Consider the following 19,847-nt stretch of genomic DNA (forward strand, 5'->3'; position numbering starts at 1 on the left):
TAATTAATTACTTCTGTTTCTTTCTTCTTCATTACCATAACTCCTTTTTTGAGAGGTAATCTTATCATTGCCAAACATATAATTGAGAGAAATCCTAAAATATCTATTACTAGGATAAGCAATATAATTTTGTTGTACATTATTAACTTCTGAAGACATTCTTCTGGAACTTGAGTTAAAAATATCAAACACGCCTGCAGATAAATTCAAATTCCTGTATAGTGATTTATAGGTAAAAGCAAGATCTATAGAAGATGCCTGTGAATACTTATACAGGTTGTCATTATAAGGCGAATCATACCAAAAATTGACTTCTGCAAGAACTTTTCCGGCCTTATCCAGTGTAAATACATTGTTGATAGATCCGTAAAATTCAAGACCGTTTCTAACTGGTGCATTAACGTCGGGATTTGTTTTCTTTGAAACGGAATAATTAAAAAATAAGGTATTATCTGTTTTCCACCAGGAGAAAAGTGCCAATTGATAGTTTTCTGTTAACGAATAAATATAATTATTATAAAAATTATCCTGAATAACTAATTGTTCCTGAGTAGCTTCATCTAAATCAAAAATAAGCCCAAAAGCATTTGTCTTTGCCGTGAATGATAATTTACTATTCAAATTATTTTTATAGGTATGGGAAAATTCAAAATTATCTATATAAGCGGGCTGCAAATTTGGATTTCCTTGTGATGATATTTTGCTGTTAACAAAATAACGCAGCGGATTTAATGATGAATAATTAGGACGCTCAATTCTTCTTCCATAATTAAATACATACATATTATCATCATTTTTTTGATAAGAAAAAAATACGGTTGGGAAAAATTTAAAATATTCATTGCGGTTCACTTGGTTTAATACCTTTGATTCTCCTTTCGTTAATGTATATTCAGTCCTTAAACCTAGTTGGATTTGTATTTTATCATTGATCTTTTTTGTTCCATTAGCATACAGAGCTTGTATGTTTTCCTGATAATTGAAGTTATCTGAAAGTCCAGGATTAAAAACCGGGCTTCCTGTTATTAGATCATAATTGATCGTGTTATATTCTGTATTTATAAAGCTTATTTTGGTACCGTATTGAAAATTTGCAAATTTGGTAGGATGATCAAAGTCTATTTTTGTATTATAGTTTATTATACTTTGGTTTGTATGTGTATCATTGGCAAAATCAATATTAGAAAAATTATAATTTGGATCGTATCTATTGGATAGTATATAATTTGACATATCCTGATTATATCTTAAAATATCAAAATTGAATACTAGCTTTTTCCCTAGTGTATCCAGCTTATTTTCAACAAAAAAATTCAACAAATGATTATTCTTGTTACTATTAAATTTCCCTTTACCTATTAAATATCCATTAATTTCATTATTGGAATTAAAAATTTGAGTCGTAGAGTTATCATCTGCATTTGTCTTTACAAAAGATCCTGTATACTGCATTCCTATTTTAGTATTTTTACTTGCATCATAATCAAATAGAAACCTTGGAGAAAAAACTTTATCCTTGAAATCTTGCAGAGTTCTTAATTTTAAAGGTTCATCTTTAAACGAAATTTCCAGACGCTGGTCTTTATTGGTCATCCCATCCTCATATCCCGCACTCAATGTTAAATTGACTTTATTTTTTCTATAACTGAAATTATTATTTAGTGTTTGTTTACCAAATTTAGCCTGAATGTGAGTGAGCGAAATATTATCACTCCATGAATCCTTTTTTGATTTTTTGAAAATAATATTTACAATTCCGCTATTTCCTTCTGCTTCATATTTAGAAGATGGGTTAGCAATTATTTCGATTTCTTTGATATCGGTTGCAGACAAAGTGGCAAGAAAATTTTTAAGGTCTTCGCCAGATAACTGAACCATCTTTCCTTCTACCATTACTTTTACACCGCTTTTGCCCAGCATAGTAATCTGATCGTTTTTTAAAATCAAACCAGGCGTTCTTTTTAAGGCATCGAACGCATTTCCGGTACTTGCAATTGGGCTGTTTTGGACAGAAAAGATAGTTTTATCCAGTTTTCTTTTTACCAGATTGCCTGAACTTTTAATCACTACTTCTCCTAATATAGTTGCTTTCTTTTCTAAAAAAATATAACTAAGTTGTAGGTTCTCATCTATCTTAAATTCTTTTATAAATGACTCATAATCTGAATGATTAATTATTAATGTGTAAGTACCTTTGGGAATTACAAACTCAAAAGAACCATCTTGACCTGTAGCCATTTTTTTGATAATCTGATTATTCTGATCAGACAAGACAACAGTTGCATTAGCCACCAAAATAGTCTCGTCCTTTAAGATTCCGTTAACCTTTACTTGCGAAAAAGAACAAAAGGGTATTAAGATTATAAATATTAATATTATGTTTTTCATTTTTTATTTAATTAAGCTTTTTCTAATTACTGGTAGATTATACCTTTTGAGTCTGTATTTAAGCTTTTACACTAATATTCGAGTATAAAAACCAATCCATGCCATTCTGTTAAGAAACAGCATGAATAGTATTTTATAATAAAAGTTTGTAGCATTAAAATGTATTAATTTCAGAATTCTGACTAACCTCAATTCTTTTTAATAAATCTTGTATAAGACTGTCAAGACAAATTAAATCGCGGTTTTTTTCATAAATATCTTTTGGACACATTAAACTGAAATAAACACCATCCTTGTATATTTCGCACTCAAGATTGATTCCATAAAAAACCAGTAAATCATCCTGATAAGCATTAAGTTTTTGATTAGATGCGTTCTTCGAACTTACAGAACCTTCCTTTAAATATAAATTAAGATAACCATTCATATTTTCATCAATATCATATCCTGTAGCTTCTAATGTATCTTTCCTAATTGTTTCATAAGGGACACTTTGATAAGTTCTATTTCTAAGATAACTGATATAAATTTCCAGAATAGATTCTAAATCCATATTAATATCTCCTTGTTTATATGAAAGAGGCAGAGCATTATCCGTTACGCCCAATATGTTATTGATATCCATACCTTCAACTTCTTGTTCTCTTCCATTTACCATAAAACTATAGAGCCCTCTTTTATCCAAGTTGAGGGTATTCAAAATCATTTCATAAAACCCAATGAAAAAAGCACTTACGGGGATATTATTCTCTTTCGCCATTTCTTTGATATTTATAAACCTTTCATCCGAAATAACTGTCTCCTGTATTACATTCACAGTTTCTGTACCTGGGTTAATTTCATTATCATACAAAGGCGTTTCTTTTAATGTGTCTGTCCAGTACTTTCTTTCTTTTAATCCTTGCTCAGACAATAAGAATTCTGCTTTCTTTACTATAAAATCAAATGGATGACAATAACTATTTTGTATTTTTCCTCCCTGAAAATAATTACAAAGCTCTTCGTAAATTCTGTTTACCGAATAGTAGTCTAATAGGGAATGATGTATCTTTATAGTGATCGTTGCAGTACTGCCAGAAGGGTCTTCTTGTAAAGCCAAACATCTAATAAGAGGTCCATTTACTAAATCATATGGTTTTTTTAAGAATTCATCTGTTATTTTTAAGACTTGTTCCTCATTCATAAGAGAAACATCTGTAATTAATATCTGTAATTCTACATCTGTAGGCTGTATATATTTCTGAAAAACTTTATCATCAATTGTTTCATATTTCAAGTTTAAAGCAGGGAAACCTGAAAGGAAAACTCTAAAATCTTGTTCGAAAGTATTTTTGTTAAAATTATTCATCTTATCCCTCATCGTCACACAAGAATATTCATATTTATAGAATCTTTTCTGATTAGGAGATAGCTCCATTAAATCACCATAAGACCATTCTACACCAGTCTTTATATATGGCAGTTCATTGAAGTCTGTAATTTCTTTTACTGACTTTAAAGCTAGCATTTCAATAAGGTTTTTCAACTGATTTTCATATGCTCGTGTTAGTTTCTCTATTGTTTCTTCTGAATATCTTTCTCCAGAATACCCTATAGACATACTCAAACCTCCAGCAACCATCATCCCTGAAACATCCAGTAAAATGGTACTTTGCATATTGGTAATATCTACTGAAGATCCTATGTTTTCTGAAGCAAACTCAAACATAACTTCATCTTGAGATCCTCCGGCATTAGATCCAAAATCTCCCAGATAATTAAATTGAATACTTGGAACTAAAGACGACTCAAAAGGGGCATCCAGATAATTTAAAATACCATAACCGATACCTTTATTTGGAATTTTACGCAAAGAATCCTTAACAGATATTAATGCCTTATCTCCTGAAACATCCAGAATAAAAGGATAAACACTGGTAAACCAACCAACAGTACGACCAATATCAACCCCGTCGATGATTTCCTCTCGACCGTGACCTTCCATCTTAACGGCGCTTTTGCTAACCCCGAAAACTTCTTCAATAGCCAAGCCTAAGCCTGTTAAAAGCAAATCATTAATCTCGGTTTTATAAACATGATGAACCTGTGTCTGTAATTTTTCGGTCTGTAAATTATCAAGCACAAAACCATTTCTTTTATCAATATTAGAAAACTTTACAGCATTTATGTAATCTGAAGGTAGCTGCGAAATGCCTGCCTTAGAAATGCCATCCCAATATGGTCTTTCCTGCTGCATTTCATATCCTTTGGCGAAGTTCTGTTGTAACGAAGCCCAACGCTGGAAAGAATCTGTTTTTAACGGAAGATTTGCTGAATTTCCTGATTGGTACGCAAGGTATAATGTAGACAAATCTTCTAACAAAATACGCCATGAAATACCATCAATAACCAAATGATGAATGATAAGTGCTACGCGATCACCATCTGAAAGCCTAAAATGACCTATATTAAATAAAATGCCAGAACTAATATCAAAATTGCTTTGCAATTCGTCGCCGATATCATTGAGCGATAACAATTCATCTGATTCTGATCTTAAATCATAAAAATCAATTTTATAATGAAGCTCGTTAGAATTTTCATTATACTGAACCCAGCCCTCTGATTCTTCTTTATAAACCATACGCAAGGCATCATGATGCGATACAAGCATGCTTATACAAGCTGCTAAAACTCTTGTATCAAGTTCTTCTTTACTTTTTAATAATACAGACTGATTATAATGATTCTTATTCGGTAAAGTCTCATTATCAAAAAAGTAATGCTGAATTGGTGTTAATACCGATGCTCCTGTAACCTCGGATTGATCTACAACTGTAGTGCTAACTTCTATTAAAAGTGCCAAATCTTCTAATACCGGATTTCGTAATATTTGATCCACTTTTATCAGAAATCCTCGTTGCTTCAATCGCGAAACTATTAATATAGATTTAATCGAATCACCACCCAAATTATAGAAACTGTCTTTTATACCAATCTCCTCATATTTTAAAACTTCTGACCATACTCCAGCAAGAACTTTCTCCTCTGCAGTACACGGTGCTATATATTCGGTCTTAATCAAATCTTCTGCTCTAACTTCAGGAAGTGATTTTCTGTCTGCTTTTCCATTTGATGTCAACGGAATCGAATCGATTTGAATATAGTAACTAGGCAACATATAATCAGGTAGTTTTTTTAATAAAGATTCCTGAATTTCTTTCTTGCCTGTTTTCTTATCCGAAACATAATAAGCTACAATATATTTATCACTATCCTTTTCATTTATAACTACAACAGATTGGCTTATTCCTTCAATATTAGCAATATTTCTTTCGATTTCGCCCAACTCTATTCTATGCCCTCTTATTTTTACCTGATCATCATTTCTTCCCAAATAAATTACATCTCCATTAGGCAGCCATTTTGCTAAATCTCCAGTGTTGTACATTTTTGTACCTTGAACAAATGGGTTTTCAATGAATTTTTCGGCTGTTAATTCAGGCTTGTTTAGATAACCTCTTGATAAACCATCTCCCGCTACATATAATGTGCCCGAAACCCCAACCGGAACAGGCTGAAGATGGTCATCTAAAATATATGCTGTACTGTTTTCGATAGGTTTACCTATAGGAATAGAAGTAGTATCGCTGTAACTGATTTTGTGTGTTAATGAAAATGTTGTGTTTTCTGTAGGTCCATATCCATTAGTTATTTTTATGCTTTTATATACATCAAAAAGTTTTTTTGTATGTGCAGGAGAAACAACATCACCACCAGCAATAAGATGTTCAATAGTTTCAAAAACGCTAATATCGCTATCGGCTATCTGGCTAAACCATGTGGCTGTCATCCAGAGACAATTAACCTTATTCTTGTTAATGATACTTTTTAAGGTAGCAATTTCTAAAAGACTCTCCTGCTTTGCAATTATTAATTTTGAACCGTTTAATAATGTACCAAAATATTCTATTATGGTAGCATCAAAAGAAATCGCTCCAGTACTTAAAAGTATCTTACTCTCATTTAAGAGAAAATAAGATCCGGGTTTTACCAGTCTTACGACACTTTTGTGTTCCACCATAACTCCTTTAGGATTACCTGTTGTTCCAGAAGTATAAATTACATAAGCTAAATCTTTTGGAGAATTCACTAAAGGAAGATTTCCTTTCTTATTTTCTACTTTAGATGACTTAAAAAGATTCCATTGGCTATCGTCAATAATTATTTTGCAACGTGTGTCCTCTTCAATGTATTTTATTCTGTCCTGCGGATAATTGGCATCGATAGGAACATATGCACCTCCTGATTTTAGAATTCCTAAGATAGAAATGATTAATTTCTCACTTCTTCCTAATTTGATTCCAACAAAATCATCGGGCTGAATCTGATAATTATCTCTTAAATAATGACCAAGCTCATTCGCCTCTTCGTTAAGCTCTTTATAGGTAATTTCTCTATCTTCAAAAACAACGGCAATATGTTCAGGTGTTTCTTCTACCTGTTTTTCAAATAACGCAACTACTGTTTTATCTCCAGGATATGCAACAGCAGTATTATTAAAATCGATTAAAAGAAGTTGCTTTTCTCTGGTGCTTAAATAATCAACTTGCTGAATCTTTGTCTCAGGCTCATCTATCATCCTGCTAACCAATTGCTCAAAATGAACTGCTATTTGTTCTACAAACGATAAGTCGTAAATATCGGTGTTGTAATTAATACTCAATCTTAAACTATCTTGTTCAATGAACGTAAAAGTCATATCAAACTGAGCCACTTTAGTACTGGTCTCATACTCATAAACTTCTAATCCCGATAATTTATCATTTTCAAAACTATTGAGAGTTGACTGACTTTGCAGTACAACCATAATATCAAACATAGCCGATCTACTGCTGTCACGCTTCAATTCCAGTTTTTCTACAAGTTCATCAAACGGATAACTTTGATGCTCGTAAGCATCCAATATAACTTGTTTCTCATGACGTAATAAATCGAGAAAATTAAAATCCTTATCGATTTGCGTGCGCAAAGCCAAAGTATTTAGATAAAGCCCTATCTGGTTTTCTAGGTCTGGATGCTCTCTGCCCGCAATTGGTGAACCTATAATAATATCCTGCTGACCTGTATATCTACTTAACAGCGTATTGATACCTGTCATTAAAGTCATGAATAAAGTAAGGTCTTGTTTTTTAGAAAAATCTTTCAATTTTTCTAAAAAGGTATCTGAAAATTGATAATTAACAGAATCTCCATTATAGGTTTTAACTACAGGACGTTTATTAAACCCCGGTAATTCGATTACAGGAAGCGAACCTGAAAATTGATTTAACCAATATACTTCTGATGTTTTATAATGCTCTTGCTGCAATTCTTCATTTAACCATCCTGCATAATCTTTATACTGGATTGATAATTCTGGTAAGTCTACCTCTTTTGCCTGAATCAATGAGTTATAAATAGTGACCATCTCCTTAACCAAAAGTTCCGATGACCACCCATCTCCTATAATATGGTGCATTGTCATGAAGAAAACATAATCCTCATCTCCAGTTTTAATTAGCGAAACACGAATTAAAGGTGCTTTCTCTAAATTAAAGGCAATACTGTTTTCTTTAGCAAGATAGGACTCTACAGCTACTTCTTTTTCAGTACTTAAACTTAAATCGACATAGTTAAGGCTAAAATCTAAATCATCCATCGAAGTGATAAACTGACTTAATTGCCCTGCCTCATTCAATTTGAAACAAGTACGCAAAGCCTCATGTCTGTTGATTAAGAAAAGGAAAGATTCTTCAAATTTTGAAATTTCCAATTCTCCTTTAAGCTTTAAAACTACAGGCATATTATATGCCAAAGAAGTATCTTCGAACTGACTTAATACCCAAAATCTCTGTTGAGAAGCCGTTACAGCATATGAATTTTGTTTGGCTACTCTCGAGATTGGGAAATACTGCCCTTCTCTTAATTTTTTTGATAAAGATTCTATTGTAGGGTTCTCAAAAAATACCTTTACAGAAACATCTGATATTAATTCTTTTTTTATCCTATTAATTACTTTTACAATCAATAAACTATGCCCTCCTAATTCTAGGAAATTATCTGTTATACCAATTTTATCAACTTTTAGGATTTCCTGCCAGATCATTACCAGACTCTCTTCTTGTTCATTTCTTGGTGCTATATATTTTTTCTTTATAATATCCTTTCCTGACACATCTGGTAATGCTTTCCTGTCAATCTTACCATTAAATGTTAGCGGAATCTTAGGCAATGATATAAAAAAGCCAGGCACCATAAATTCCGGAAGATGCTGTATTAAATACTGGCGTAAATCTGACTTATTAATTTCTGATACTGAAACATAATAGGCTATTAGAACTTTATCTCCATTTACTTCTTTTGCATCAACTACTACTTGTTTGATGTCATTTGAAAAGTTCAGCAAACTAATCTCTATTTCTCCTAATTCAATACGATGACCTCTTATTTTTACCTGATTGTCATTTCGTCCCATGAATTCTACTTCACCCTTTTCATTCCAACACCCTAAATCTCCAGTATTGTATACTTTTTTGTTTTGATCAAACTGACTTTTAATAAATTTTTCATCAGTCAATTCCTGATTTCTGAAATAGCCCTTTGCTAGCCCTTCTCCACCTATATAAATCGCTCCGGGACAACCAATAGGAAGATTTTTCATAAATTGATCAAGTATATAAATCTTTGTATTATTAATAGGTTTTCCTACATTAGAAGCTTCGTTCGCTTTTGTTATTTTTTTGCAGCTAGACCAGATAGTTGTTTCTGTTGGTCCGTACATATTCCACAATTCAGCATTTGTTTCTAATAATTTTTGTGCTAATATTTCACTTAATAAGTCACCACCACATAAAATTTTTATTGATTTATTTCCTTTCCATCCTGCATTATAAAGCATTTCATAAAAACTGGGAGTTGCCTGAATTATAGTTAATTTCAAATCTTCTAATGTTTTTACAACCGCTAATGGATTGGCTAAAAGTTCTTCACTCGCAACATAAAGAGAAGCACCAATCGTTAAAGGACTAAAAAATTCAAGTATTGAAATATCAAAAGACTGTGTTGTAACTGAAAATAAATAATCATTCTCTTCAATTTTTGGTTTATGCTGAATACTTATTATAAAATTAAATAATGATTTATGTCCAATTGCTACTCCCTTAGGATTACCCGTTGATCCTGAAGTATAAATAACATAAGCTAAGTTGTCGTATAAATCTTTAATACTTACATTTTCTTTTGAATATTGTTCATTTACTTCTTCAAAGAATTGTAAATACGTATCATTAATTACAATTTTGCACTTGCTGTGTTTTTCAATATATTCTATCCTGTTTTCGGGATACCCTGGATCAATTGGAACATAAGCTCCTCCAGATTTTAAAACTCCTAAGATTGAAACAATGAGCATTTCACTTCTTTGTAATTTTATTCCAATTATGTCATTTGTCTGTATTTCGTAACTTTCAATTAAATAATGCGCAAATTGATTTGCTTTTTCATTAAGCTCTCTATAAGTTAATTCTATATCATTAAAACGTACAGCAATTTTATTAGGAGTTCTATCTGTCTGTTCTTCAAATAAATCAATTACAGTTTTATCCTCTAAATGCTCAAAAAACGTATCATTAAAATCTAATAAAACTTGTTGTTTTTCTTTATCTGATAAATAATCTATTTCATTAAGATTAAGATTATCTTTTTTACTGAACTCTGATGCTATCTTTAAAAAGTTGAATGAAAGATTTTCAATTAGCGATTTATCTAAAACTTCAGAATTATAGCCAAAATCTATTTTTAAGGCTGCTGCAGAAGGAGTTGCAATGATATTGAAATCATAATTTGTCTGTTCAAAAACAGTTACATTTTCTATATAATTACTTTGGTTACTCAGACTTTTATTTGTGTTCTCTTCTATTTCCTGAACAAAATAATTCTCAAAAGTAAGTAAGGTCTTTATCAATTCGCTTCCTAAATCGCTTTGAGACTGCACTTCAGATAAATTGGTATAATGATGTGATGAGCTTCCAATTGCATTTGATTGAATTTGTTTCAATAATGTTTTTGGTGTTTCTCCATTATTATACTTGACCCTTACTGGAATTGTATTGATAAACAATCCTACCATGGTCTCTACTCCTATCAATTCAGCAGGTCTACCCGAAACCACTGTACCAAAAACAACATCTGTTGTATTATTATATCTTGAAAGTAAATAGCCCCAAACACCTTGAACAAATACATTAAGCGTTACACCTATTTCCTGGCAATAACTTATAACGTTTTGATATAGTTCTCCTTCTATGTTAAACCTAAAATGTTTAATATCGAAGCTTGTAGAACTTTCCTTTTTTTGTTTAAAAGGAAGATCAACAACTGTTTTCAAATCATTTAAATAATTTTTCCAATAGTCTAATGATTCTTGTTGGTCTATTTTTGAAAGCCATTTTATGTAGTCTGAATACTTTAATGGATTAGGTAAGTTTATGTTTTGATTTACAGAAATAGCATTTAAAATACTACTAAATTCGTTAATTAGAATACTCATGCACCAGCCGTCCATCAAGATATGGTGGTAACTCCAAATAAATACATAGCGATTTTTTTCTACCTCAACAATTTTTAATCTCATTAAAGAAGGCTGTGCTAAGTCAAATCCTTTGGCAATATCTTCCGCTTTTATTCTCTCAATATATTCTTCGACAGTTTCTCCTTCCGTTTTTTCCATTTTTTCATATGAAAAATCACTTTCTACTTCTTTGTGAACAATTTGCAGTGGTTGATCACCAAAATTATTGGTAAATGAAGTTCTTAGAATAGAGTATCTTGAAATTAAATCCCTAAATGCCTGTTTGCTATTCTCTACAGACAATTCTTCTGTATTTACTGCATAAGCCATTTGTTCGAAATACATCGGACTAGAATAATCTGCAAGCCAGTGGTAATAAAAACCTTGCTGTAATGGAGATAATTCATAAATATCCTCTACGCTATTATCTTTATTTAATTGTTGTAATTCTTCAATAGATAAATCTCTATAGGTTAAATCAGAAGGAGTTAATTGGGATTGTTTCTCCTTTGAAAGTTCTGTAATAAGGTTTTTCAACTGATTTTCATATGCTCGTGTTAGCTTCTCTATTGTTTCTTCTGAATATCTTTCTCCAGAATACCCTATAGACATACTCAAACCTCCAGCAACCATCATCCCTGAAACATCCAGTAAAATGGTACTTTGCATATTGGTAATATCTACTGAAGATCCTATGTTTTCTGAAGCAAACTCAAACATAACTTCATCTTGAGATCCTCCGGCATTAGATCCAAAATCTCCCAGATAATTAAATTGAATACTTGGAACTAAAGACGACTCAAAAGGGGCATCCAGATAATTTAAAATACCATAACCGATACCTTTATTTGGAATTTTACGCAAAGAATCCTTAACAGATATTAATGCCTTATCTCCTGAAACATCCAGAATAAAAGGATAAACACTGGTAAACCAACCAACAGTACGACCAATATCAACCCCGTCGATGATTTCCTCTCGACCGTGACCTTCCATCTTAACGGCGCTTTTGCTAACCCCGAAAACTTCTTCAATAGCCAAGCCTAAGCCTGTTAAAAGCAAATCATTAATCTCGGTTTTATAAACATGATGAACCTGTGTCTGTAATTTTTCGGTCTGTAAATTATCAAGCACAAAACCATTTCTTTTATCAATATTAGAAAACTTTACAGCATTTATGTAATCTGAAGGTAGCTGCGAAATGCCTGCCTTAGAAATGCCATCCCAATATGGTCTTTCCTGCTGCATTTCATATCCTTTGGCGAAGTTCTGTTGTAACGAAGCCCAACGCTGGAAAGAATCTGTTTTTAACGGAAGATTTGCTGAATTTCCTGATTGGTACGCAAGGTATAATGTAGACAAATCTTCTAACAAAATACGCCATGAAATACCATCAATAACCAAATGATGAATGATAAGTGCTACGCGATCACCATCTGAAAGCCTAAAATGACCTATATTAAATAAAATGCCAGAACTAATATCAAAATTGCTTTGCAATTCGTCGCCGATATCATTGAGCGATAACAATTCATCTGATTCTGATCTTAAATCATAAAAATCAATTTTATAATGAAGCTCGTTAGAATTTTCATTATACTGAACCCAGCCCTCTGATTCTTCTTTATAAACCATACGCAAGGCATCATGATGCGATACAAGCATGCTTATACAAGCTGCTAAAACTCTTGTATCAAGTTCTTCTTTACTTTTTAATAATACAGACTGATTATAATGATTCTTATTCGGTAAAGTCTCATTATCAAAAAAGTAATGCTGAATTGGTGTTAATACCGATGCTCCTGTAACCTCGGATTGATCTACAACTGTAATGCTAACTTCTATTAAAAGTGCTAAATCTTCTAATACCGGATTTCGTAATATTTGATCCACTTTTATCAGAAATCCTCGTTGCTTCAATCGCGAAACTATTAATATAGATTTAATCGAATCACCACCCAAATTATAGAAACTGTCTTTTATACCAATCTCCTCATATTTTAAAACTTCTGACCATACTCCAGCAAGAACTTTCTCCTCTGCAGTACGCGGTGCTATATATTCGGTCTTAATCAAATCTTCTGCTCTAACTTCAGGAAGTGATTTTCTGTCGATCTTACCATTACTTGTCAGTGGCATAACATCCAGTTGAATATAATAACCAGGTAACATATATTCCGGCAGAACTTTGCCCAATTCGGACTTTAGTGCTTTTTTGTCCAAGACAGCATCCGAAACATAATAGGCTACCAAAAATTTATCCCCGTCCTTAACATGGGCCACGACTACAGATTGTTTCACTCCGTTTAATGAAGACAGATTTCTTTCGATTTCTCCTAATTCTATTCTATGTCCTCTAATTTTTATTTGGTCATCTACTCTGCCTAAATAAACCAAATTACCATCTGCAAGCCATTTACCTAAATCCCCTGTTTTATACAAACTGCTTCCTGCTTCAAATGGGTTTGATATGAACTTCTCTGAGGTGAGTTCTGGACGGTTCCAATAACCCTTGGCTAAACCTGATCCGCCAATACAGATTTCTCCCATTACGCCCTCCGGCTGTAAATTATTAAGTGCATCTAGAATGTAAATTGCTGTGTTGGCTACAGGACGTCCTATTAAAATTTCTGCTTCTACAAACTGTGGCTCGTATATAGTACAACCTACTGTAGATTCTGTAGGACCATACTCATTAACAATCCTAATGTCTGGATTTATATTTTTCAATATTCTTACATGATCTTCCTGAAGCTCTTCTCCCCCAACAATTGCAAGCTGGATTTTACTAGATTGAATACCTAGATTCCCTAAAACGCTTATATGTGCAGGAGTTAGTTTAACACAAGACATATCGCTGGTAAAGTAGCTCTCTAATAAATTTTGAAAAGAATCGCTTGATGGTAAAACATTTAAACATCCTCCACTTATTAATGGCAAAAAGAAACTTGTAATGGTTAAGTCAAAAGACATCGAAGTAAACAATCCAAAATCAGTATTTCTTAGATTTTTATCTAAATAATATTCCTTGGCCCAAACAAGATAATTAGTCAATGAACTATGTTCAATCATAACTCCTTTTGGCAGACCTGTTGATCCTGAAGTATATATTATATAGGCTAAATCTGTTGGATCTAAATTAATTTTATCTAAAATCACATCTTCTTGAAATGGGTTAAATTCTGTATCGATAAACAAAACATTCCCGTTGTAGAAATCTAAATCCTGTGTAAAAGCAGATTCTGTTATTAATAATGTCAATACAGTATCTTCTGATACAAAAGCTTTACGATTATTGGGTAATTCAGAATCTATTGGAATATAAGTTCCTCCAGATTTTAAAATTCCTAAGATTGCAACCACTAGCCATTCACTTCTAGTTAAATGAATTCCAATTTTATCGCCTTTAGAAATCTTGTAATTCTTTTTTAGAGAATAAGCCAAATGATCCGATAGATCGTTTAGTTCTTTATACTTAATTTCCCTGCCTTCAAAAACAACAGCAATATTATCCGGTGTTTTTTGTACCTGTTCTTCAAATAATTCTACTATCGTTTTATCTCTTGGATAATCAACTTGAGTATTATTAAAATCAACTAAAAGACGTTGTTTTTCTTCAGAATTTAAATAATCAATATGCTGAATCTTAGCCTGAGGTTCAGCTATCATTATGCTCAGTAACTGCTCAAAATGAGTAAATATTTTTTCTATAAAAGACGATTCATAAATATCAGTATTGTATTCGATACCTAACAAAAGACCATCTGTCTCCATAAAGGCAAAGATTAAATCAAACTGAGCCTTTTTATGAGTCACTTCCTGTTCCTTAATCTCAAGTCCTAACAATTTATCGTTCTCAAAATTATTAAGTTTCGACTGGCTTTGTAGTACAACCATGATATCAAACAACGCAGATCTGCTGCTGTCTCGTTTCAATTCCAGGTTGTCTACAAGTTCATCAAACGGATATCCCTGATGCTCGTAAGCACCTAATATTACCTCTTTTTCATGACGTAATAAGTCTAAGAAATTGAAATCTTTATCTGTTTTCGTGCGGAAAGCCAATGTATTTAGGTAAAGTCCTATTTGGTTTTCTAAATCAGAGTGCTCTCTTCCGGCAATTGGAGATCCAATAATAATATCTTCTTGTCCCGTATACCTATTTAGTAAAGCATTAACTCCTGCCATTAATGTCATAAATAAAGTAACATCATGTTTTTGAGAAAAAGCTGTTAGTTTTTCTGTAAATCCATTAGGAAATTGGTAACTCAAGTAATCTCCGTTATAAGTTTTCACCAAAGGACGTTTCTTATACCCAGGTAATTCCATTACAGGAAGTGAACCCGAAAATTGATTTAACCAATACGTTTCTGATGTTTTATAATGCTCTAGCTGCGATTCCTTATTTAACCATCCTGCATAATCTTTATACTGGATTCTTAGTTCCGGCAAGTTTATCTCTTTAGACTCAATCAATGAATTATAAATCGATACCATTTCTTTAAATAATACGACAGATGACCAGCCATCGCCAATAATATGGTGCATGGTCATGAAGAATACATATTCCTGATCTGCTACTTTAATTAGAGAAACTCGAAGTAAAGGTGCTTGTTCCAAATTGAAAGTCGTTGCATTTTCTTTCGCTAAATAGGCTGCTACAGCTATTTCTTTTTCAATGTCTGAACTTAAATCAATATAATTAATACTAAAATCTAAATCATCCATTGAAGTAATGAACTGACGCACTTGACCATTTTCATCCAATTGGAAAGAAGTACGCAAAGATTCATGCCTGTTGATTAAGAAAAGAAAAGATTCTTCAAATTTTGACACATCTAATTCTCCTTTAAATTGAAGTGGCATCGATAGATTATAGGCTAAAGAAGCATCTCCAACCTGACTCAATACCCAAAATCTGTGTTGAGAAGCCGTTAAGGGATAGGAATTAAGTATTGCTGATTTTTCAATTTGAATATATTGTTCTTCTTTTAATAGTTTGGATAAGGAAACTATAGTTGGATTTTCGAAAAATGTTTTTACTGAAGTATTTAATCCTAATTCTTTTTTAATCCTATTAATTGTTCTAACAGCCAACAAACTATGTCCACCTAACTCGAAGAAATTATCTGTCACTCCAATTCTGTCAACTTTTAGAACTTCCTGCCAAATAACTGCCAATTTTTCTTCGGTCTCGTTTTGTGGTGCAACATATTCTTTTGTCGCTAAGTCTTCTAATTTAACGGATGGTAGTCGGTTTTTATCAATTTTACCATTTTTAGTTAATGGAAAATTTGACATATGTATGAAAGCCGATGGAAGCATATATTTAGGAAGCTTTTTTAAAATTTCGCCTTCCATAAAAGCTTTATCAATTTCAAAATCCGAAACATAATACAAAACAATCATCTGCTTGTCTGTATGAGCAATCGCTTTAACGCTCTTAACAGTAGCAATCTCGGCCGTAATATTTTCTATCGCATCTAATTCTATTCTATGTCCTAGTATTTTAACCTGATTGTCATTTCTACCTATGAATTCCATCGTTCCATTAGGCATAAATCTTCCAAGATCCCCAGTTTTGTATATTCTTTCCTGATTTGTAATCCCTTCTATCGGGCCTTTCAGAAAAGCTTCTTTTGTACGTTTTTCATCATTAAAATAACCTCTTCCCACGCAAGGACTTGCCAAATAGATTTCTCCTTTAACTCCTACAGGAACTCTTTCCCTGTTTTCGTCAAGAATATGAACCTCAAAGTTTTGTATCGGTTGCTTCATTACCGGAACCGAATAGCTTTTAGGAACATCATGCATAATAAAATGCGACATATCATCAGAAACTTCGGTAGCTCCATATGTATTTACAATCGGAATGTTTGAATAAGCATCTAACCATCTTTTAACCATACCTTTTGTTAAAGTTTCGGCATTTAAGATCAAGATGTTTAGGAACAATGCTACTTTATTATCTTCACTTTCGATATAATTGAGCATTTCCAATAGATAAGAAGGCACCAATTCTAATAACGTAACTTTATCGTTTGTTATTCTGGTTACAAATTCATTTATCTCCAGAATTGTATCCTCATCATATATTATACTTGTACCACCGGCTACCAATGGTGCAAAAAATTGCCAAACAGAAATATCAAAAGTATGTGGCGCATTTTGAGCAACAATACTATTTTGATCTATGCCCATTTCTGTAATTTTAGCCATAATATGATTTAACATCCCGTAATGTTCAATCATGGCTCCTTTTGGTTTACCGGTTGATCCACTAGTGTAAATTACATAAGCGAGATCTTCATCTCCAATTTTCACATTTAAGGGAAGATCTGATAATTCATTTACAAATTCATTAATAATATTTAAATCAATCACCGGGATTTCAATAGATAATCCTTTAAGTTGTTCTAGAACGTTAAGATCATCTGTAATTATAGCTTTTAGATTTGAATTTTCAATAATATGCTGAAGCGCATCATCACCCAGATTTGTTGCCACAGGTACATAAGCACTTCCAGCTTTCCAAACAGAAAAGATTCCGCTGACCATATTGATCGATCTAGATAACATTATACCAAAAAGATCATCTTTTCCAGCTGCAAATTGATTCTGAATATATCTCGCCAGCCTATTGGTTTGTTGATTTAATTCTTTGTAAGTTATTGTTTGGTCATTGTTCGAAATTGCAATTTTATCGCTTTGGTTTTCACACTGCTCAATAAGCAATTCAACAATATTTTTATCTAATGAAAAATTAGTTTCCCATTGATTAACCTGACTTAAAATACGTTCTTCTTTATTACCCCTAAATTCTAAATTACTTATAGGTTCGTATAAATTTTGAAGTGTTTCATTCAGTAATTTATTAAAATTATCTCCAAAAATATGTAGTAACTCATTGTCGATTATTTCTCCTTTACAAGTTATGTCCAATGATGGGTTGTCACTTTTAAAATCAAAAGCAAACTGGGTTTTAACAATATCCAGGATATCGTTGTTTATTTCGTTTATGCTTATACCAAACGAAATTTTATTTTTAAAGTCTTCAAAGTTTAAAAAAGAATCGTCGAAAATTTCGAAATCAAAACTATTTTCTATCGATTCTAACAAAGAGTTTTTACTTGCAGAAAAAATACTTTTAAAATTTTCGGATTTATCCAATTGATATTGTAAAACAAAAAACTGGTTATTGCTCTCTGCATACTCTTCAAACTGAGATAAAGGCGAAATAAAAAAAGAAGTCTCTTCATATTTATGAAGCAAAATACTTAAAACACAGCAATAAAAATTATATATCAAAATATCAGATCCATTACAGATTTCCTGTATTTTTTGTATATCATTTATCTCTAGCTGTAATTTAACGTGAGATCTGCCTTCTTCGTTTTTTAAATGGATTCCTCCAAAAAACGGATTTGAATCAGAATTTTGATTTTCATTTAAAAAACGATTTAAAAACTCTTCTGTTTTAGCTTTATTAAGACTCAATACTTTCATAACTTACTGTAGTTTTTTTGATTTCAGACATTACTTCTTTAAGACATTCTTTTAATACATCGACAATTTCATCTAATTGTTCTTCATTAATTACCAACGGTGGCGTGATTTGAAGGTGATCTCCTAACAGACCATCTACAGAACCTCTTCCTGGATATAAAACGACTCCTTTTTTAATCGCTTTTTCGCCTATCAATTTTGAAATAGCCAACGATGCTGGAAATGGTTCTTTTGTATATTTATTTTGTACGATTTCAACACCGCATAATAATCCAACACCACGAATATCTCCTACAATTTCAAACTCATTTAATACTTTTAGTTTTTCAAGAAACAGAGCACCCATTTTTTGAGCATTTGCAATGATATTCTCCCTTTCTAAAATATCCATTACAGCATTCCCCACAGCGCAACCAACCGGATTACAAGCAAAAGTATAACCTCCAAGAAATGTCGTTTTTGTATCTACAAAAGGTTGAGTAACATGCGATGATGCAATTACTGCTGACAAAGGAAAATAGCCACCACTCATCCCTTTTCCTGCCGCAATTATATCCGGAACAACATCAAAATTATCCATTCCGAAATTTTTACCGGTTCTTCCAAAACCTGTTAATATTTCGTCTGTTATAAATAATATCCCGTATTTTTTACATATTCTGGAGATCCCTACAAAATAATTCGCTGGAGGAGGAACTGCTCCCATAGCAGAGGCGATAACAGGTTCGGCAACAAATGCAGCTATTGATTTCGGACCTTCCTTAACTATAGTTGTTTCAAATTCTACAAGTAAGCTTTGAACAAACTCTTCTTCACTTAACCCATCAGGTCTTCTGTAATTATAAGCCGGAGAAATGTGAGGAAAATTATTAAGCCATTGACTATAAAGCTCTCGTCTTATCTTCATTCCTCCAATATCCAGCATAAAAACAGAATTACCATGATATGTATTCCATCTCGAGATAACTTTGTAGCGACCAAAATCTCCTCTTATCTGATGAAATTGCAAAGCTAGTTTAACTGCACTCTCCACTGCTTCTGTCCCACTCATAACTGTCCAGGCTTTACTAAATCCTGCTGGTGCAAAAGAGACAAGGCGATCTAAATAATTCTCTACAACTCCTGAACTAAAAGCATGTGTAGGTAAAACAGATATTTTGGAAACCTGTTCGTGAATTACATCAGCAATTTCGCTACGGCCATGTCCTATATTAGAAACTGATGAAGCTCCTGATGAACCGTCTAAATATCTTTTACCATTTTGATCGTATATATATACTCCCTTACCGTAATCAATTTTAGGATAAACTTTATTCATATCCGGGCATACTGCCATAGATTGTATTAATGATTTAATCATAAC

General features: G+C 32.4%; 3 protein-coding genes. All 3 read right to left on the minus strand.

All coding sequences use genetic code 11. The features are described from left to right. Positions 1–3: 3 nt before the first annotated feature. The 3 genes from OIU83_RS09235 to OIU83_RS09245 all read right to left on the minus strand — a co-directional run bounded on the left by OIU83_RS09235 (position 4) and on the right by OIU83_RS09245 (position 19,844). Positions 4–2,388 carry a TonB-dependent receptor domain-containing protein gene (locus OIU83_RS09235; protein ID WP_264205965.1) on the minus strand — a complete coding sequence of 795 codons (2,385 nt, stop codon included), beginning with the start codon at positions 2,386–2,388 and terminating at the stop codon, positions 4–6. Between the two features lie 154 nt (positions 2,389–2,542). Continuing rightward, positions 2,543–18,484 (minus strand): non-ribosomal peptide synthetase, encoded by a 15,942-nt coding sequence (locus OIU83_RS09240; protein WP_264205966.1) that lies wholly within the window; start codon positions 18,482–18,484, stop codon positions 2,543–2,545. After that, complete coding sequence (locus OIU83_RS09245) at positions 18,465–19,844, minus strand: aminotransferase family protein (RefSeq protein ID WP_264205967.1); 1,380 nt, start codon at positions 19,842–19,844, stop codon at positions 18,465–18,467. Before OIU83_RS09245 ends, OIU83_RS09240 begins: the two co-directional genes overlap by 20 nt. Positions 19,845–19,847 lie beyond the last annotated feature (3 nt).

The sequence above is a fragment of the Flavobacterium shii genome (genome assembly GCF_025847235.1).
GTDB classification, from domain to species: domain Bacteria; phylum Bacteroidota; class Bacteroidia; order Flavobacteriales; family Flavobacteriaceae; genus Flavobacterium; species Flavobacterium shii.

What these genes read in the sequence shown, in the direction of transcription:
- OIU83_RS09235 (WP_264205965.1), bottom strand. Translation starts at nt 2,388, where the DNA reads ATGAAAAACATAATATTAATATTTATAATCTTAATACCCTTTTGTTCT.
- OIU83_RS09240 (WP_264205966.1), bottom strand. Translation starts at nt 18,484, where the DNA reads ATGAAAGTATTGAGTCTTAATAAAGCTAAAACAGAAGAGTTTTTAAAT.
- OIU83_RS09245 (WP_264205967.1), bottom strand. Translation starts at nt 19,844, where the DNA reads ATGATTAAATCATTAATACAATCTATGGCAGTATGCCCGGATATGAAT.